Annotated in this window: 16 protein-coding genes and 1 tRNA gene; 8 read left to right on the top strand and 9 right to left on the bottom strand. The window is 58.8% G+C overall.

The annotated features are described in order from the left end of the window. The first annotated feature begins 17 nt into the window (after positions 1-17). Genes WCO56_12655 through thpR form a run of 4 tightly spaced genes read left to right on the top strand, consistent with a single transcriptional unit; the run spans position 18 to position 5292 of the window. On the top strand, positions 18-2789 hold the full coding sequence (locus WCO56_12655) for a PDZ domain-containing protein (protein MEI7730418.1): 2772 nt from the start codon (positions 18-20) through the stop codon (positions 2787-2789). 10 nt (positions 2790-2799) lie between these two features. Beyond that, positions 2800-4539: a hypothetical protein gene (locus WCO56_12650; protein MEI7730417.1), complete on the top strand. Its 1740-nt coding sequence runs from the start codon at positions 2800-2802 to the stop codon at positions 4537-4539. Further along, positions 4539-4685, top strand: coding sequence for a hypothetical protein (locus WCO56_12645; GenBank protein ID MEI7730416.1), 147 nt, complete (start codon positions 4539-4541; stop codon positions 4683-4685). The genes WCO56_12650 and WCO56_12645 overlap by 1 nt, the downstream gene beginning before the upstream one ends. Positions 4686-4692: 7 nt before the next feature. Next, positions 4693-5292: an RNA 2',3'-cyclic phosphodiesterase gene (gene thpR / locus WCO56_12640; protein MEI7730415.1), complete on the top strand. Its 600-nt coding sequence runs from the start codon at positions 4693-4695 to the stop codon at positions 5290-5292. A gap of 48 nt (positions 5293-5340) precedes the next feature. On the opposite strand, the gene WCO56_12635 is transcribed toward thpR, so the two are convergent. From WCO56_12635 to WCO56_12625, 3 genes are read right to left on the bottom strand one after another with little or no spacing between them, the layout of a single operon-like run. Then, positions 5341-5772 carry a type II toxin-antitoxin system VapC family toxin gene (locus tag WCO56_12635; GenBank protein ID MEI7730414.1) on the bottom strand — a complete coding sequence of 144 codons (432 nt, stop codon included), beginning with the start codon at positions 5770-5772 and terminating at the stop codon, positions 5341-5343. Further along, positions 5769-6014: a DUF2191 domain-containing protein gene (locus WCO56_12630; protein MEI7730413.1), complete on the bottom strand. Its 246-nt coding sequence runs from the start codon at positions 6012-6014 to the stop codon at positions 5769-5771. Before WCO56_12630 ends, WCO56_12635 begins: the two co-directional genes overlap by 4 nt. 38 nt (positions 6015-6052) lie before the next feature. Next, positions 6053-7030: a complex I NDUFA9 subunit family protein gene (locus WCO56_12625; protein MEI7730412.1), complete on the bottom strand. Its 978-nt coding sequence runs from the start codon at positions 7028-7030 to the stop codon at positions 6053-6055. 111 nt (positions 7031-7141) lie between these two features. Here WCO56_12625 and WCO56_12620 point away from each other — a divergent pair, with 111 nt between their 5' ends. Beyond that, positions 7142-7834: an HAD family phosphatase gene (locus tag WCO56_12620; protein MEI7730411.1), complete on the top strand. Its 693-nt coding sequence runs from the start codon at positions 7142-7144 to the stop codon at positions 7832-7834. 234 nt (positions 7835-8068) lie between these two features. On the opposite strand, the gene WCO56_12615 is transcribed toward WCO56_12620, so the two are convergent. Then, entirely contained in the window at positions 8069-8614 is a 546-nt protein-coding gene (locus tag WCO56_12615; GenBank protein ID MEI7730410.1) for a hypothetical protein, read from the bottom strand. A gap of 219 nt (positions 8615-8833) precedes the next feature. Beyond that, positions 8834-10477 (bottom strand): hydroxylamine reductase, encoded by a 1644-nt coding sequence (gene hcp / locus WCO56_12610; protein MEI7730409.1) that lies wholly within the window; start codon positions 10475-10477, stop codon positions 8834-8836. Positions 10478-10894: 417 nt separating this feature from the next. On the opposite strand from hcp, the gene WCO56_12605 reads away from it, so the two are divergent. The 3 genes from WCO56_12605 to nuoB are packed head-to-tail and all read left to right on the top strand — an operon-like array spanning position 10895 to position 15178. Further along, complete coding sequence (locus WCO56_12605) at positions 10895-12706, top strand: thiamine pyrophosphate-dependent enzyme (protein MEI7730408.1); 1812 nt, start codon at positions 10895-10897, stop codon at positions 12704-12706. Between the two features lie 25 nt (positions 12707-12731). Beyond that, complete coding sequence (locus tag WCO56_12600; protein ID MEI7730407.1) at positions 12732-14321, top strand: NADH-quinone oxidoreductase subunit C; 1590 nt, start codon at positions 12732-12734, stop codon at positions 14319-14321. A 17-nt stretch (positions 14322-14338) separates the two neighbouring features. Further along, the gene (gene nuoB, locus WCO56_12595; protein MEI7730406.1) at positions 14339-15178 is read left to right on the top strand and encodes an NADH-quinone oxidoreductase subunit NuoB; all 840 of its coding nucleotides are present in this window, start codon (positions 14339-14341) and stop codon (positions 15176-15178) included. 13 nt (positions 15179-15191) lie between these two features. On the opposite strand, the gene WCO56_12590 is transcribed toward nuoB, so the two are convergent. The 4 genes from WCO56_12590 to WCO56_12575 form a co-directional block, all read right to left on the bottom strand. Continuing rightward, the gene (locus WCO56_12590) at positions 15192-16472 is read right to left on the bottom strand and encodes a PQQ-binding-like beta-propeller repeat protein (GenBank protein ID MEI7730405.1); all 1281 of its coding nucleotides are present in this window, start codon (positions 16470-16472) and stop codon (positions 15192-15194) included. A gap of 38 nt (positions 16473-16510) precedes the next feature. After that, the gene (locus WCO56_12585) at positions 16511-17428 is read right to left on the bottom strand and encodes a 4Fe-4S binding protein (GenBank protein MEI7730404.1); all 918 of its coding nucleotides are present in this window, start codon (positions 17426-17428) and stop codon (positions 16511-16513) included. Between the two features lie 45 nt (positions 17429-17473). After that, positions 17474-17830: a hypothetical protein gene (locus tag WCO56_12580; protein ID MEI7730403.1), complete on the bottom strand. Its 357-nt coding sequence runs from the start codon at positions 17828-17830 to the stop codon at positions 17474-17476. Positions 17831-17849: 19 nt separating this feature from the next. Next, positions 17850-17947 (bottom strand) — tRNA-Sec (locus WCO56_12575). Between the last annotated feature and the right edge of the window lie 1000 nt (positions 17948-18947).

Raw genomic sequence — 18947 nt, 5'->3', positions numbered from 1 at the left:
CGGGTTTAATCATGCGCATGTTCCTGCTGGCAGGCATTTCGCTTGCCCTTCAAGTTTCGCTGAGCGCGACGCAATTCTACGTCAGCCCGACGGGCAATGATGCCAATTCGGGCACGAAAGAACAACCGTTTGCCACTCTGACACGTGCACAGCAGGCAGCCCGTTCCATCAAACGAGACAGCCCCATCACGGTTTATCTGCGGAGCGGGATATATTATCTGCCGGCAACTTTGAAATTTACGGCGGAAGACTCCGGCACCGCCACAGCCCCGGTGATTTATATGGCCGCCGAGGGAGAAACGCCGGTGATCAGCGGCGGGCAGAAACTGGCGTTGACCTGGGAGCCGTATCGCAACGGGATCATGAAAGCCAAGGTCCCCAGCGACTTCACCTCGGACCAACTCTTCGTCAACGGGGAGCGACAAAACATGGCGCGGTATCCCAACTTTGATCCGCAGGTGCGCCATTTCAACGGCTTTGCCGCCGATGCCTTCAGCCCGGAACGCGCCGCGCGCTGGGCTGATCCGCGCGGGGGATACATCCACGCGATGCATCGCGCTGAATGGGGCGATTTTCATTACGTGATCACCGGCAAAGGCCCGGACAACAAGGTCACCTATGAAGGCGGCTGGCAGAATAATCGCCGCATGGGGATGCATAACCAGCATCGCATGGTGGAGAATATCTTCGAGGAACTGGACGTCCCCGGCGAGTGGTTCCACGACGCCAAAACCGGCACGCTGTATTTTTATCCACCGCCGGGCCTTGATCTGGCCAAAGCCACCGTGGAAGCCGTCCGCCTGCGGCACCTGGTGGAATTCCTTGGCACCATGGATAAGCCGGTCAAATTCGTAACCCTCCGGGGCCTGACGTTCCGGCATGCGGCGCGCACCTTCATGGATAACAAGGAGCAACTGTTACGCAGCGATTGGACCACGTATCGCGGCGGCGCGGTTTTTATCAATGGCACGGAGGATTGCACGCTGGAAGATTGCTTCCTGGACCAGGTGGGTGGCAATGCCGTCTTCGTGAACAATTATAACCGGCGGGTAACAGTTCGCGGTTGCCACATTGCCAACGCCGGCGCGAATGGCGTCGCCTTTGTGGGCGATCCCCAAGCGGTGCGCAATCCGCTGTTTGAATACAACGAGCGGCAGGACTTTTCCGCGATTGATAAAACGCCGGGGCCGAAATCCCACAACTACCCCGCCGAATGCCTGGTCGAGGATTGCCTGATCTATCTCAGCGGACGCGTCGAGAAGCAGACCGCCCCGGTGCAGATCGAGATGGCCCAGAGCATCACCGTGCGGCATTGCTCCATTTACGATGTGCCGCGCGCGGGCATCAACATCGGCGACGGCTGCTGGGGCGGGCATGTCATCGAGTTCTGCGACATCTTTGATACCGTCAAGGAAACCGGCGATCATGGTTCCTTCAACTCCTGGGGGCGCGACCGTTACTGGGGACTAAAAGGCGTGGACCTCGGCACCGTGACGCTGGGCGAAAACAAAAACCTGCCGGTGTTGGATGTCGTCAAACCCAACATCCTGCGAAACAACCGCTGGCGGTGCGATCACGGCTGGGATATTGACCTGGATGACGGCTCTTCCAATTATGAACTCCGCAACAATCTCTGCCTGAACGGCGGCATCAAACTGCGCGAGGGCTTCTACCGGATTTGCGAAAACAACATCATGGTCAACAATTCCTTCCACCCACACGTATGGTACGGCAACAGCCAGGACACCTTCCGCCGCAACCTGATGTTCGGCGCTTACCGCCCGATCCGCGTCAATAAACCGTGGGGTAAGGAATGCAATTACAACCTGCTGCACAAGCCGGGCCAGACGACGCCCGCGCCCGCCACCGGCTTCCAAGGGCAAAGCGGGCTGGATGCCAATTCCATCGAGGCCGACGCCCGGTTCGTGGATGCCGCCAAGGGCGATTACCGCGTCCGGGATGATTCCCCCGCCCTCAAGCTGGGCTTCCAGAATTTCCCCATGGATCAATTCGGCGTGCAGAAGCCGGCCCTGAAAGCCCTGGCGCGCACACCGGAGTTGCCCGATCCCAACAAGACTCTGGCGACGGAGCCCAAATCGCAGCGGGACGCCCGGACCGCGCAATGGCTGGGAGCCACCGTGAAAAATGTCATTGGCCTCGGCGAGATTTCCGCCGCCGGGTTGCCCGGTGAGATTGGCGTGACGGTGGTGGAAGCGCCCAAGTCGAGCGCCGCCGCCAAAGCCGGTTTGCAGGCCGGCGACATCCTCCTGAAGTGCAATGGCAAGGAAGCCAACTCGCTCGATGATTTCCTCAAACTATTCCGCGCCGCCCCCGCCGGACAACCCGTCAAGCTGGGCATCTGGCGCAACCAGAAAGCGGAGATCATCGAGGTGCTGGCCGCCAACGAATTGCTCCTCAGCCCGCGCGACGCCAAAATCAACGGTGTGGGCACCCGCCCGCGTTACGATGCGCGCAAGAATTTCATGGGCAGTTGGAACAATGCCAGCGCCTCGCTCGAATGGTCCCTGAAAGTCCCCAAGGCGGGCGATTATGAAGTGGTGATCCTGCTGGCCGGCATGGCGCCGGGCAACACCTTCGAGGTGAAGATCGGGAACCAGACGCTGACCGGCACCGTGCTCAACACCGGCGGTTGGGAGAAATTCGAGGCCGTCAAACTCGGCTCTGTGCGGCTGGAGCAAACGGGCGAAGCCGTGGTCACCTTGAAGCCCGTCAAAGTGACCGGCGCGGTGATGAACCTGCGCGCGCTGCTGCTCACGCCGAAACCTTGAGCGCGCCGCCATGAACGCCTCCCCCATCCCCGCAGGCTCGCCCCTTCGCCTGCTGGCGGCGATCAACCTGCGGCAGAACTGGCGGCGGCTGCTGGCGATCCGCGATCAATCCCGGTTGCTCACCGCCCTGATTGCCGGGTTCATCGTCAGCTACCTCGGGCTCTCCTTCTGGCTGTTCTACCGGGGGCTGCAATTCGTCAGCGCCTTTCCCGGGCTGGGTTCACTGCTCGTCGAGCGCCTGCTGTTCCTGCTGTTCGCGTTCCTGTTCATTCTGCTGCTGTTCAGCAACCTCGTCATTGGCTACACCAACTTCTTCCGCAACCGCGAGACGTCGTTTCTGCTGACGCTGCCGGTCTCCTTTCAAACCATTTACCGCTGGAAGTTCATCGAGTCCGCGCTGCTGGCCTCCTGGGCGTTTCTCTTCCTCATCGCCCCGCTGTTGGCGGCGTTTGGCCTGACGCGCGGCGTGCCGTGGCATTTTTATCCCGCCACCCTGGTGCTGATCACCCTCTTCCTGGTGCTGCCGGGCGCGGCGGGCGCCTACCTGGCCCTGCTGCTGGCACGCCACTTGGAGCGCCGGCTCTTCCAACTGCTGGCGGTGGGCACCGCCCTGGTGGTCCTGACCGCGCTGGCCTGCTGGCTGAAGCCGGAACCGTTGCCGGACGACAACGCCGAACTGCGCGTCGTCATGATGCTGGACCAGATGCTCGCCAAAACCCACTTTGCCGAACGGGCCTTCCTGCCAAGCTACTGGCTCTCCACCGCCGCGTTGCAATGGGCCGAGGGAGCGCTTTCCGCCGCCCTGTTCTTCATGCTCGTGCTGCTCAGCCACGCCCTGTTCTGGGGCTTCCTTTCCTTCACCAAAACCGGCGCCCGCTTCTATGACGCCGCCTCCGCCGTGCAAAGCCGCGGCGCCGTCTTCGGCCAATGGGAGTGGTTTCGCGCCTGGACCTCGCGCCGCCAAACCCAGGATTGGCGGCCCGGCTGGCTGGATTGGATCATCGGCGGCCTGCGCCCGATGCCCGCCGACGTCCGCGCGCTCGTGATCAAAGACCTGCGCGTCTTCTGGCGCGACACCACCCAATGGGGCCAGACCATCGTCCTGTTCGGCCTGCTGGGCGTGTACATCCTGAACCTGCGCCACTTCAGCAACCAGCTTGCCAACCCCTTTTGGGTTCACCTCGTGTCCTACCTGAACCTCGGCGCGTGCGCCCTGAACCTCTCCACCCTCACCACCCGCTTCGTCTTCCCGCAATTCTCCCTCGAAGGCAAGCGCGTCTGGATTGTGGGCATGACCCCGCTGGGCATGATCCAGGTGGTGCGCATCAAATTCTGGATGACCAGCCTCATCTCCCTCCTGCTCACCCTGGGCCTCATCGTCATGTCCTGCCGCATGCTGAAAATGAACTGGGACAAAACCGCCTACTTCGCCGCCATCGTCGCCATCATGACCTTCACCCTGAACGGCTTGGCCGTGGGCCTGGGCACGCTCTATCCCAACCTGAAAGAAGATCATCCCGGCAAAATCGTGAGCGGCTTCGGCGGCACCTTCTGCCTGGTGCTGAGCTTTGTGTACATCGCTGCCTCCGTGGCGGTACTGGCGGTGGGTTCGCCGTGGGCATCCCGCTGGCCCGCCGCGCCGCTGTGGATACAAGCCCTCTGCACGCTGGGATTTCTGGGCTTATCCCTCGCGCTCGGCTGGCTGCCCATGCGCCTCGCCAAACAACGCCTAGCCAACTTTGAACATTGATGCGGCATCCCAGCGGCATCGTGCCCATTGTGGGTTCCACGAAACCGGAGCGCATTCGCGAAGCGGCCAAGGCTGCCGACCTCGAATTGAGCCTCGTGGAATGGTATCGGCTGTTCACGGCGGCGCGCCCCGAGCGTTTGCCGTAAGCCCACCATGCCGGGGGAAGTCCCAACGTTTTTTCGCCTGTTCGCCGCCATTCCGGTGCCCGAAGCGGTGCGGGAACAACTGGTGAAGGTCCAAGCGGCATTGCGCCGGGAAATTCCCGCCACATCCATCCGGTGGACATCGCCCGAGCAGATGCATTTGACCCTGCGGTTTTACGGCGACGTTCCCACCAGCCAATTGCCGCAACTGATGCAGGCATTGCGGACCGCCGCCGCCAGCCACCACCCGATCACCTTGCGCGCGATGGGACTGGGAGCTTTCCCAACCCCCAGCCGTCCACGGGTGCTGTGGGCTGGAGTTCAGGGCGAGCCGGCCAATGCTCTGATCCAACTGTGGCAATCGCTCAACCGGGAAACCGCGAATTTCGGTTCGCCACCGGATCATGAAGAGTTCACCGGCCACCTCACCTTGGGCCGCATTAAACTTCTGTCGTCCCGGAATGTCGCCAGCCTGGCCGCCCGCATCGCAGCCCACGAGGCGACTCCGTTTGGCACCTGGCAGGCAGACTGCTTTGATTTGATGCGCAGTGAACTGACTCCGGCAGGCGCGCGCCATGCGTTGGTGGAACGATTTGCCTGCATTGCGTAGCCGTCGAGTAACGGCTTCAAACGTGGGAGCAAAATGTGCGGTACCCTTTCATTTCGCCAATGGATTTCTCCATTTCAGGCCTGGAAACCGTGCGAAATCGTTATCCGTGGAAAATAACTCACAACCGTGCTCCATCGCCAGCGCGGCGAGATGCGCATCAGGCACAAGATTGGCGACCGCCTGACTTTTCCTCAACATGGTCTGGAAGACAATCCAATGCCGTTCGGTTGGCTGAATAATCCGGGTGCAGGGCTGGTTTAGCCATTCTTGCACGCGGGCCAAAGCCGCATCCAGGGAGAGCGGATGCTCGAAAATACGATGATTGGTGCTGATGCGAATGAACGCATCAAGCGTGTTCCAGCACAAGCACACCGGCGAAGCGCCGGACATCTGCATATCCCACCATTCTCGTGCCGGCTTATGCCGTGGACTCAGGGTATCCTCGGCATACAGCAGGATGTTGGCATCCACTAAAATCACGATCGCCCGTCTCCTTCAACCTGCGCCAGAAGTTCCTGAATATTATCCAGATTCCGTCCGTCCCGCAGCCCCATTTTGTGCGGACGCGTGCGGTAGGGTCTGCTTTTGGCAGGCATCGCAATTGTTTGGAGCCCACTGCGCAACGCCTCGTTGATCACCCGGCGAAAGGGAGTCCGGAGTCTGGCGGCGGCGGCCTTGGCTTGATCCAAAACATCATCGTCAATGGCGAGCGTTGTTCTCATAAAGGCATCATGGCATCATCTGGTTTGATGTCAAGGCATCACTGTATCATTCTGAGATAGGCACGCACACTCTCCGCAAACGGGCGAAACTTCAGCTTGAATAATTCCCGCGCCGTTTCCGAGTCGCCAACATTGTCCTCTTGCAGCATCAGCAGTTGATCACTGGTAAGCGGCGAAGCTCGCCGCAATAGGGTGGGATAGATCAATTCCATTAAACGCGCCTGCATCCGGGCCACTGGCATCGGCAGATGAACCAATGCGCGTTTTCTCCCCGCCTCAGCCAAGACGATGCTCAATAACCGTTCAAAGGTGAAAACCTCGGGGCCACACAAATCAAAGGTCCTCCCAATCGCTCTAGGCTCGGTCAGCGCCCGCGCGAATGCCTGCGCGACATTTTCCACCGCAATGGGCTGCAACTTCCCCTGCCCTGCCCCCATCACCGGCATCACGGGAGAACAGCGCGCCATGCGGGCAAAGAAATTGGTGAACTGATCCCGGACACCATAGACAATGGAGGGACGGAAAATGGTCCAGTCCAAACCGCTCTGCCGCACCAACTCTTCGGCGGCCCATTTGGTCTGGTGATAGCGCGAAGCCGCCTGTGGTCGAGTACCCAACGCACTCATGTGGAGATACCGCCGTGCGTCCAATGTTTGTGCGGCAGCAAGCAGGTTGCGGGTGGCTTCCACATGAATGGATTGGAACGTATTCTCCCCCACTTCGCTGATGATCCCAACCAAGTGAATGATGGCGCCTATTCCCTGCACCGCCTTGCTTAACGATTCGCGATCAGAAAATGTTCCCGCGCATAATTCCACGCCTTGCGTTTTCATAAGCTGTTGACTCGCGACGGAAGCGGGATTCCGCACCAGCACGCGCACGGCATGGCCCGCCGCGCGCAATTCGCCAACCACGGCCTGGCCAATAAATCCAGTGGCGCCGGTGACCAATACCGGCATACCCGACTTGGCTGTGCCCGTTTGCCCGGATGAGACCGCAGATGGATCAATACTCATAACTTGCCCTGCCATCAACGTACTGGGGATTCCCATGACGTCAAGTCGCCCAGCCGCGGATGAAATAATCGCGCTGGCAAAATTCGTTCCGGCTGGATTAAGCTTTCGCGCATGGAAGCGATTTCCGACTTGCAGGCATTGTTGTTCGATTTCGATGGTGTCATCCTCGAAACCGAAGTGCCCGGCTTTATCGGCTGGCAAAAACTTTACGCCGAATACGGGCAGACCATCACGCTGGAGGAATACGCCGTGGTCATCGGCAGTCAGTATGGCAAATTTGATCCCCGGCGCGCCCTGGAAGAGCGCATCGGCCGCACGCTGGATTGGGAAACCCTGGATCGTCAGCGCCGCGATTATTACCATGAGGTCCTCACGCAACGCACCGCGATGCCGGGCATCAAAGAACTGGTGGAAGACGCGCATGGCCGGGACCTCAAGCTGGCCATTGTCTCCAGTTCACCCCGTGAATGGGTGGACCGCTGGTTGCGCCATGTCGCGCTGGATCATTTATTTGACAGCATCACCACCATTGACGATGTCAGTCACGCCAAACCCTCCCCGGAACTATACCTGTGCGGCCTCTCCCGGTTCGGCCTGACCGTACAGGAAGCCATGGCCATCGAGGATTCCCCGAACGGGGCCAAGGCGGCCTACCTGGCCGGCCTGTTCTGTGTGATTGTCCCCAACGAAATCACCCGCCTGCTGCAATTTGATTTGGATTTCCCCCGGCTGAATTCCCTGGCAAATATCCGGGTGAAAGATCTGGAGGAACTGCGCAAAAGTTATTTTCTGAAGCGGGTGTGATCGAAAAGACCTTACCGATTCGGCCGCCTCCTGGCGCGTAGCGATGGGAACATACCCCGCCTCCAAACCAGACGGCAGCGTAACAATGATAGCCGGATCAAGTTCCACCAGTTTTCCGATTGCGGGCGGTGCCAGATAATCGCATGCCCACCTCCTGATCAATACCGTTCACGATGGCAAAGCGCGAACCGCAAGTAAAACCAGTCGCCGCTCATTGCGGTCAATGATGGCTGCTTACAGCGTGTGGTCTGGGAAATTACAGGCGGGCTTGTTCGACATGCTGTTCAGCGAATAACTGCCGCCACTGGGGCAAATGTATCGTGCCGGGATATATTTTTTGGGGCCGAAAATATCAGACTCTTTCGGGGCATCGGCGGCGGTCTTATGATTTTCCAACGCCCATTGTTCCTTGGCACCATCCATCATCCGCAGTTGATTCACACAGTGACGCTGATTCCGTTGCTTTTCAGCGATGTTGATCGCACCACCAGTCATCACCAACCGCCCGAAATTTGCCAACACACCCACCGCCAATACCAACCCCCAGATCGCCGCCCATCGGCCAGTCAGGGCACCCGCAGAGGACCGGATGCGCCACCATGCCGCAAGACTGAAAAGCACCGCGCAGACAGCGAAAGGAATCGCTACGACATGGGGCACGCCCCATGAGTTACCGACCATCAATTCAAACATCAAGGCGGATACGCCAAGCGTAAAGCCAAACAAACCCATGCGACACCCGCGCGGCTTGGGAACAACAGTTGTTTCATGAGCATTCATAGCGCATCACTATTAAAGTTGTTACCCCTTCCCCTTCCGGAATGCAAGCACCGACCTGCGCTTGGTTTTCAAGCTTTCGGGCTCAGGCTAATTCCACGAGATCAGGAGGTCTGAGCTTGTTCCTTGCCCATTCTTCGCTACCAAAAAGAAAAGTCGGACGGAGCTGAATAGCCCCGCCCGTTGGCGTTTGGTTGGTTTAAAAACGTTCCCGCAATTGGATCAGCCCATGATAGCCTTGAGATCTTTCTCGACGGTTGTGATCGGCATCAGGTTGAATTTCTCCACCAGTACGTTCAACACGTTAGGCGTAACGAATGCCGGCAGTGTCGGTCCAAGGCGGATGTTTCGGATGCCCAAGTGCAACAGCGTCAGCAATACCGCGACGGCTTTTTGCTCATACCAGGAGATGATCATGGATAACGGCAGATCATTCACCCCGCAGTTGAACGCTTTGGACAGCGCCACCGCAATCTGGATGGCGGAATACGCGTCATTACATTGGCCGACATCCAACAGGCGCGGAATCCCGCCGATGTTGCCGAAGTCCAGCTTGTTGAAGCGATACTTGCCGCAAGCCAGCGTCAGGATCACGCAATCCTTCGGCACGGATTCGGCAAATTCCGTGTAATAATCGCGCCCGGTGCGCGCTCCGTCACAACCGCCCACGAGGAAAAAGTGCTTGATGGCGCCGGATTTCACGGCTTCGACCACCGCACCCGCCGCCTGCATCACAGCGTTGTGCCCAAACCCGACGAGAATGGTCTTTTCCTCTTCCGTCTTGGCAAAGCCCGGGGCCGCCAGGGCGGCTTCGATGACCGGGGTGAAATCCTGGTTGCCGATATGCGTGGTATTGGGCCAGGCAACCAGGCCAGAGGTGAAGATGCGCTTGGCATAGCTGTCCTGCGGTTTTTGCAGGCAGTTCGTGGTCATCAGGATCGCGCCGGGGAACGCCGCGAATTCCTCCGCTTGATCCTGCCAGGCACCACCGTAGTTACCCACCAGGTGTTTGTACGCCTTGAGTTTCGGGTACCCGTGAGCCGGCAGCATTTCGCCGTGCGTATAAATATTGATCCCCTTGCCTTCCGTCTGCTTGAGCAATACGTCCAAGTCCTTGAGATCGTGGCCGGAAATCAGAATGGCCTTGCCCTGCACCGCTGTGATCGGCACCGGGGTCGGCGTGGGATGCCCATACGAGCTGGTGTGGGCGCTATCCAGAATTTCCATCACCTTCAAATTAACCTCGCCGCATTTCAGGTTCAGGCCCAGCAGTTTCTCAACCGTGGGTTTCGGGTCGGTCAGGTAATCCAGCGCTTCCTCGAAGTAGGCATACACCGAATCTTCTTCAAATCCCAGCACCAGCGCATGATCCGCGTAGGCGGCCGTGCCCTTGATTCCGTACAGCAGCAGTTCCTGCAACCCAGCAAGATCGTCGCCCAGCAGTTGCTTGCGTTTGGCAATCCCCACGTCAATTGCCTGAACCAACAGCCCGGCGAGTTGCGTTGCCGGCACCCAGGTTGCGGGACCGGACAGGCTTTCCGCCGTCTTCCCGTTATGCGCGCAAGCGCTCTCATAAAGGCGCTTGGCCTTATCGCGCTGCTTCATCGCCGTCCACAGCATTTGTTCCAGCCGGGCGGGATCAAAATTCACATTGGTCACCGTGGTGAACAACAGCTCCACCACCTGCACATCCAGTTCCCGATCTTTGGCCCCGAGTTGACGGGCGCGATGTAAATATTGGGAGATTCCCTTGGCGGCATGCACCAGCAAATCCTGCAAGGCGGCAGAGGTCTCATCCTTGCCGCAGACGGATAAATCGCGGCATCCCTGGCCGCGCGAGGTTTGTTCACATTGATAGCAAAACATAATCTAAGGTCACTTTCGTTGTTAAGGTTGACTGTCACTTGCCCGGTGCCATTTGCCCGCAGCGAATATGGGTGTAACGTACACGCATCCACCGGGTTGTTCTTGATGCAAGTCAAGTTTTCTGAAAGTTTGAAATCTGCTTGACCCAACCGGGCTCATGGCCTACTTTAGCCCTCGTAATGAACGAAAACGTTCCGCAACTGCTGGTGCTGGTAGTCGTCGTACCCGACGACGCCGTGCGTGCTTGCCGAACGTAACCGAACGATTTCGACAAGAACCCACGGCTGGCGACAGTCGTGGGTTTTTTGTTAGCTTGCGACCGTCAGTTGTACAAAACATAATCGAGCGATGAGCAAAACAGTCCGAACCAAAGCGAAACAGAAACCGGCGCCCGCGCCGAAACCGGAAAACCGCCTGATGCAGGGCAGTGAAATCTTTGTGGCCGCCCTGGAACGCGAGGGCGTTGAGGTGATTTTTGCCTATCCGGGCGGCGCCAGCATGGAACTGCACCAGGCGCTGACCCATTCCAGCCAGATTCGCACCATCCTGCCACGGCACGAACAGGGCGGTTCTTTCGCGGCCAGCGGTTACGCGCGCGCGACCGGCAAAGCCGGGCTGTGCATGACCACCAGCGGCCCCGGCGCCACCAACCTCGTTACGGCGCTGGCAGATGCCTATATGGATTCCGTCCCGCTGATTTGCATCACCGGCCAGGTGGTCCAATCCATGATTGGCCGGAACGGGTTTCAGGAAACCGACATGTTCGGCGTCACCCTGCCGATCGTGAAGCACAGCTATCTAATCACCGACATCAATGATATCCCGCGCATCGTAAAAGAGGCATTCCATATCGCTACCAGCGGACGGCCCGGCCCCATCCTGATTGATTTTCCCAAGAATATCCAGCAAGCCAAAGCCATACCCGTATGGCCGGACAAACTGGATTTGCCGGGCTACCCCGGACCGCGCAACGCCGAGGACGCGGAATTGCTCAAAGTCCTGGACTTGATCGAAAAGGCGGATCGTCCGGTGATCTATTGCGGCGGCGGCATCGTCAGCGGTGGCGCCAGCAAGGAATTACTGGCTTTCGCCGAACTGACAAACATCCCGGTGACCACCACCCTCATGGGTATCGGTGGTTTCCCGGAAGAGCACCCGCTCTCCCTGCGCTGGCTGGGCATGCACGGGGCCGCCTACGCCAACTGGGCGGTGAGTGGTGAATTTAAGAAGGAAAAACTGCCGGACGGCTCCGAACGGGTAACCAAACTGGCCAATGGCGCGGATTTGCTGCTGGCCTTCGCGGCCCGCTTTGATGACCGCGTCACCGGTAAATTTGAGAGTTTTTGCGAGGGTGGCACCATTGTTCATATTGATGTGGACCGCTCCGAGCACAACAAGAACCGCCGGGCGAACCTCGCCATCGAAAGCGACATCAAGCACGCCCTAGCCCGCCTGGTGGTATTGCAAAAGCAGCGGGTGGCCGCCAAGAAGAACGCCGCCTGGCACCAGCAGATTGACCTGTGGAAGAAGAAGGCGCCCTTCGCCTATCGCGTGACGGAAGAAGTGGTCAGTTCGGATCACATGAAGGATCATCTGGTCGGCAAGGAGAAGGAAATCATTTTGCAGCAGCACATCGTGGATCTGGTGTGGGAGATGACCAAGGGCGATGCCATCATCACCACCGGGGTCGGCCAGCATCAGATGTGGGCCGGGCAATATTACCGATGCAAGCACCCGCGCCAGTTCATCACCAGCGGCGGCCTTGGCTCCATGGGCTTCGGTTACCCAGCCGCCATCGGCGTCAAGGTGGCTTTTCCGGATCGCCAGGTGATTGACATTGATGGCGATGGCAGCTTCCTCATGAACGTGCAGGAGCTGGCGATGGCGCACATCGAGAAGATCAACGCCAAAGCCGTCATCCTGAACAACCAGCACTTGGGCATGGTGGTGCAATGGGAAGACCGTTTCTACCACGGACGCCGCGGCCACACCTACCTGGGCGACCCGCTGAAACGCGCCAACATTTACCCGGATTACGTCACCATCTGCAAAGGGTTCAACGTCAAATGCGAACGCGTGATGTACAAGAGCGAACTGCGCGGCGCAATCCAGCGCATGTTGGATGCGGATGAACCGTACGTGCTGGATGTCATTGTGCCTTACACGGAGCACGTCATGCCGTTCATCCCGTCCAACCGCACCGTGGCCGATATGATCGTCGGCCCCTGAACGCGGCCTGGGCGCGTGAGAATGTATGCTTGCCGCATTCCAACCCGTTTTTGACGACGTCACCGCCCGGTTCCACGCCCGCCTCCAATCCACCTTCGTTGCGCGGCACAACGAAGTCTATCTCCGCGTGTCCATGGACCTCGTCGGCGGCATCTGCGCCTACCTCTATAAAAAGTGGGAGGCGCGCCTGGTCGGCGTGTTCGCGGAAGATCGGCGGGAAGCGGAAAAATCGTACCTGGTCAATTACGTGTTCGCCGTGGATTCGGCACACGGCTTTTTCATTTTGCAGGCGCCGGTCTCACCAGACAATCTCGAGTTCCCCTCGTTGGCCAACGCCGTCCCCGCCGCCAACTGGCAGGAACGGGAAATCCAGGACATGTTCGGGCTGAAGTTGGTGGGGCATCCCAATCCCCGCCGTTGCGCCTTGCATGACGACTGGCCGGATGTCCATCCGTTGCGCAAGGACTTTGATCTGGCAACGCAGCTTCCCCCGTTTCAAGGGGAGCGCCATAAATTTCGCACGGTGGAGGGCGAAGGCGTGTTCCAAGTGCCGGTGGGACCGGTCCATGCGGGCATCATTGAGCCGGGCCACTTTCTTTTCAGTGTCGCCGGCGAACCGGTGCTCTACCTGCAGTTACGCCTGTTCTATGTCCACAAAGGCATCGAAAAACGCTTTGAAAGCCTGCCCGTCACTCATGCCGTGCGCCTGGCCGAAAGCATCTCCGGTGATTCCAGCTTCGCGCACGCCACCGCGTTTTGTCATGCGGTGGAACGCGCTGCCGACGTGGATGCCCCGCCCCGGGCCCGTGCGTTGCGCACCGTCTGCCTTGAACTGGAACGCCTGTATAATCATATTGCCGACATTGGGGCAATTGCCACCGATGTGGCCTTTGTGACGGGCAATGCCCACGCCATGCGGCTCAAGGAGAAAACCCTGCGCCTGAACGAGGCGTTGACGGGCAATCGCCTTTTGCGGGGCATGGCGCGATTGGGCGGCGTGCGGTTCGATTTCAATGCGGATCAATGTCGTGCCCTGACACGCTTTTTGGATGAGTTGGAGCCTGATTTTAATGCCGTGATCGAAATGATCCAGGCGTCCGCCTCCACGCGTGAACGCCTGGAAACCACCGGCATTCTCAAGCCGGGCATCGCGCGTGATCTTGGCATTGTCGGTGTCGCCGGGCGCGCCTCGGGTTTCAACCATGATTTGCGCCGTGACTTCCCGCACGCCGCGTATGACCAGGTGCGCTTTCATGTGCCGGTCTATGGCGAGGGAGATGTCGCCCGCCGCATGGAAATCCGGATTGAGGAAGTCGGCCAATCCATCTCCATCCTCCGCCAACTCGTCCCCAACCTGCCGGAGGGAAAACTGTTTGAGCCAATCGAAAACCTGCCGCCAGACCGTATGGCCTTGGGCTACGTGGAAGGCTGGCGCGGCGAGATTTTCCATTGGATTCGCACCGGCCCGGACAACCGCCTGCAACGCTGCAAAATCAAGGACCCGTCGCTGCAAAACTGGCCAGCCATGAGCGAGGCCATCCTCGGCAACATCGTGCCGGATTTCCCCGTGGTCAACAAGAGCTTCAACCTTTCCTATTCCGGCAATGACCGCTAACCCACATCCCCGCCGCCATGTTTAAGGTGCTTAACAACAGTCTCCGGGTGGGCGTGGTTACCAGCGATTATCCGCAGCAACCTGCCGAAGTCTCGCCCATCGCACGCGGGCTGCCGGAAATCGCCTTTGCCCAATGGCGGGACGCGCGCCCCGCCGCAGCCATCTGCCCCACCGGAGCCATTGCCTGCGTGGATAACCGGGGTAACCGCACGGTGACCTTTGATCTGGCCAAATGTATTTTCTGCGGGCTGTGCGCGGAGGTGGAGCCGGCCATCCACCTGACCAATCGCTGCGAACTGGCCAAATCCAAGCGCGCCGACTTGTACCAAATCGCCCAATACGCACTGGCAAAGGATGGTTCCCAGACCAGCTTGACGTCTGGCCCCACCACTCCGAGCCCGGCCATGGATCAGGGGCTGCAAGCCATTGGCGCAGCCTTGAAGGAACGCACCCAGAAAGTGCTGGGACGCTCCCTGCATATCCGCGAGGTGGATGCCGGGTCCTGCAATGGCTGCGAAGTTGAGATTGTGGGTTTGAACAACCCCATCTACGACTTGGAACGCTTTGGCATTCATTTCGTCGCCTCCCCGCGTCATGCGGATATGCTGCTCGTGACCGGCCCAGTCACGCGCAACATGGAATTGGCCTTGAAGAAAACCTACGATGCCACCCCCGATCCCCGGCTCGTGGTGGCCGTCGGCGCTTGCGGATGTAGCGGCGGGATTTTCGGACGGAACTATGCCACGCTTGGCGCGGTGGACCAGGTGATTCCCGTGGATATCTATATCCCCGGTTGTCCACCCAATCCGCACGCACTGCTGCACGGCATCCTTACGGCCATTGGAAAATTGCGCTGAGCTGGCGGGGAAATTATTGCGCTTTTACCCCAATCAAAAACAAGTTTTTGTCGCCCCGAAGGAGAAGCCCATTATTAACCGGCACGGGCGAAGCAACGATGCGCTCGCCCATGGGGTTTTCACCGAGCAACTGAAAATGATCCTCCACTCGGGCGGCAAAAACCATGCCGTCATCGCGGGCCGCATATAAAATCCCATTGGCAATCACTGGCGATGAATAGTAACTGCCGGTCCCGCGCGGCAGCTCATCGGCCCAGAGTGATTTGCCGGTAGCCGGGTCGAGGCAGACGACTCCACCGCGATGGCGCAAAAGATAGACTTTGCCCTTATACTCCACCGGGGTGCTGCAAAACACGCCGAGATCGTCCCGCTGCCAGACCCGGTGCGTGGCGGAGACGTCGCCGCTGCCGTCAATCCGAATTCCCTGAACCCCTGCCTGCCCCCGGTCATCCCGGCCCACCAGCACCACGGCGATGCCGCCTTGGATAACAGGCGTGGCGATGGCCGGCCAGTTAATCGTTCCCTTTGGATTAAAGCCGCCACACGACCACAGCAACGCGCCATCCGTGGCGGCATGAGCGGTCACGTGTTCCGCCCCCCATAGCAAGAATGCCTGGCGGCCTTTGTACTCGAAAAACAGGGGGGTGGTATAACCATTGTCATTTTCAGACGGCACTTCATAATTCCGTTTCTGCAACCACCGCTGTTTGCCTGTCGCCTTGTCGAATCCCGCCACCCAGGATTCTCCGTGGTGCATACGCGTAAGGAGAACGTCCCGCTCAGTCAATACCGGCGAACTGCCCCGATCCCAGAAAAGTTTCTCGGGCCCGAACTGCTCGTCCAAATTGATTTCCCAGCGGGTCTTGCCATCCAGTTCCAGCGCCACCACCCGCCCGCTGCGGTACGTGGCAAAAATACCCTTGCCATCGGTGATCGGCGAGGCGTTGCAACTGGATGCCAGCGTCTTGTGCTTTGGCTGGCTGGCCGCCCCAAACTTGGCCAACCATAATTGTTTACCGCTCAGGTCCAGCGCCAATACCGCATCCTGACCATCCGCCGGCGTGGTGAGATAAATCCGGTTTTGCCACATAATCGGCGTTGAAGTCCCCTTGCCCGGCAAACCAATTTTCCAAGTCGCCGTTTCCGGCGTCCAACGCGTGGGGTAATTCCCGGTCGCCGTGCTGCCATTGGCGGCGGGGCCACGCCAGGCCGGCCAATCAGCGCCGCCGCAATGGCCAGTACCAACCAACAAAAATGTCACCCATGCCAAGCAACTCGTTGCGTTTCTAATCATGGAATCAGTCTAATCAAATTACTGCCGCTGGAAACCATTTATTTCGGCGCGGCATGCGCTTGCTCAGCCGCTTTCTCTGGCAGTGCAAACGCCGGATCCACCGCGCCGCACCGCGTGCATTCCAGGCAGCGGATACATCCGGTCACATTGATTTTTTCATCCACTTTCACGCCGACCGCACAATGGCTTCGGCACAAGTTGCATTCCTTGCATTCGGAGCCTTTGAACTGCAAGTGAAATAAACTGAAACGGTTGAACAGTGCCAGGAAGCCGCCGAGGGGACAGAAAATCCGGCACCACGGACGCAGGAATACCACGGATAACAGCAGAAACACCACCAGAATGCCGGTCTTGAGACCACTCATCAGCCAGCCATGGCCATCCAGCACACTGCTGATCGAGTAGGGCACCCCCGCTTCCAGCGCTCCGGCGGGGCACCAACGACAGATAGAGACAACTTGATGCTCAAAGGGAATGCCCTGATAACCCAAAATCGCCGGCCATAACAGCACCAATCCCACCAGCACCACGTAGCGAAAATAGCCCAGCCAGCCCGGCATGGGGAGTTTTCGTGGAACGAGTTTGCCCAATAAATCCTGCAAAAAACCGAACGGACACGCCCACCCGCACACCAGCGACCCGCTCACCGCCGCCACCACCAGCAACACCCCCAACAGCAGATAGGGAATTTCCAACGCCACCGGAAACAACGCGGCGTACTGCGCCGCAATCCCCACCGGACAGGACACCGATGACCACGGGCAGGAATAACAATGAAACACGCAGCCGGGAACCCGTTGCATCCATTCTCCCAGCGGAGCCAGCCAAAGACCGGTGAACGCCAGTTGCACCCAATGCCGCACCTGCAACAGCTTGGCGAACAATTCACGCTTCCTGCCGGGAACCGGCGGCGTGACTTGACTCGGGCAGGCTGGACCTGGGGTGGGGCAATCCATTTTAAAGGGTCAGCCACGCCATGTGGCTGAAAAAGATTACTTTACTCACGTGGGACAGGCGGCCTTGGCGCCGGTGTTGATTCGGTATTTTAGTTTGTATGGTTGGGCAAATTGCTGGTCCATTTGCTGAAACGCGGCGGCCGCCTTGACCGGGTCATCCAAGGACGCGGGATCAGGCGGCGGCGCGGGTGGCACAATCTGAAGTCCGCTGTTCGCGATGGCCTTCACCAATTGCGTCTCCCAGGCGGAGTTGCCCGCCGTGGTATCCAGGCTGGTCAAGTGGCGGCTGCCAATGAAAAGCAGCAGCGCACCAATAACCGCCGGGATAAACCCCGGCAAAAAGTCATGATGCTCCGAATCCCGTCGCACGGGATTAATCGGCGGTTGCGCGATGCGTTGCATATCAGAACCAACCAAACCTTGGCGGAGGTGGATGGGAATCGAACCCACCCGGGACTTTGTTGAGCCCCACACTGGTTTTGAAGACCAGGAGCGCCAACCAGGCCGCCAGCCACCTCCCGCCGTCACCACCGGTTTGCCCTGCCATCCGTCGAACCGGCACACGTCAGGTTTGACAGTAGGTATGCCGCAAGTTCCCCCCAGTTACAATCCAGAAGTTTTTGGCGTTGAGAACCGTCCAGCCCGGAAGTGAATGATTCAAATGCGGAACACTCGATTTCGGAATGCGGATTGCGGATTGCGGAATGATTAAGCAAAGCAACAAATGCGGAATGAAGCCGATTTTGCAGAATTATTTTCGGGCAGAAAAATGTGAAGAAGATGGGAGATGGAAGGCAGAAAAATGGCGGGTAAAAAATGGGGGCCAGACATGGCAAAACAACGGGACCCGACAGGTCAAGACACAAGCCAGGATGGTCAGGATGAAGGAACCGAAGTTTGGACGGAATTGTTGCCATAGTCGAACCCCGTAGCAGACGACGTAAGTCTCAAATTTTAATAAGGGAAACCAATAACCATCCGGAAAGTTTGAGTCTCGTTACCTACGATCAAACCCCGCAGTCGGCGGCGGGTGAGGCGGGGAAACAAATCTGAAAGAATTGCGTCAGCGAAGGCCAGGGTTGGTTGCGGGGGCGAAGGGGGCGCAATCTACCCTGGTTCCGCGCCCCCGATTCCCCGCCTACCCGGTACGGGTTGCGGCAGATCGTGTACCGGGATACGCGCCACAATTCCAACGGAATTGCGTCCTCCAGCCCAAGGTTGGTTCGCGCTGGGGTATCGGGGACGCGAACCTACCTTGGGTATGGGGTTCAGGGCTTTCCAACTCCAACGGAGTTGTGGCAGGACTAACCAACGGCCATTGTTTCCCTCCCCCGTGCATCGTTTCAACAACGGGTTTAACGACCCACGGTTCGATTTCGGGCGGCCACAACTCCGTTGGAGTTGCTCCCCATCGGTGGGCTTATCCCCAGGGTTCAATCACCGCCCTTTTGCCCCCGGCGATTTAACCTATAAGCCGCAATTAAACTTGCCAAGGGAGGCGGGAGGGGGCAGTAAAATC

The organism is Verrucomicrobiota bacterium, assembly GCA_037139415.1.
Lineage (GTDB): Bacteria > Verrucomicrobiota > Verrucomicrobiia > Limisphaerales > Fontisphaeraceae > JBAXGN01.
This window is presented reverse-complemented; position numbering and strand designations above follow the sequence as displayed.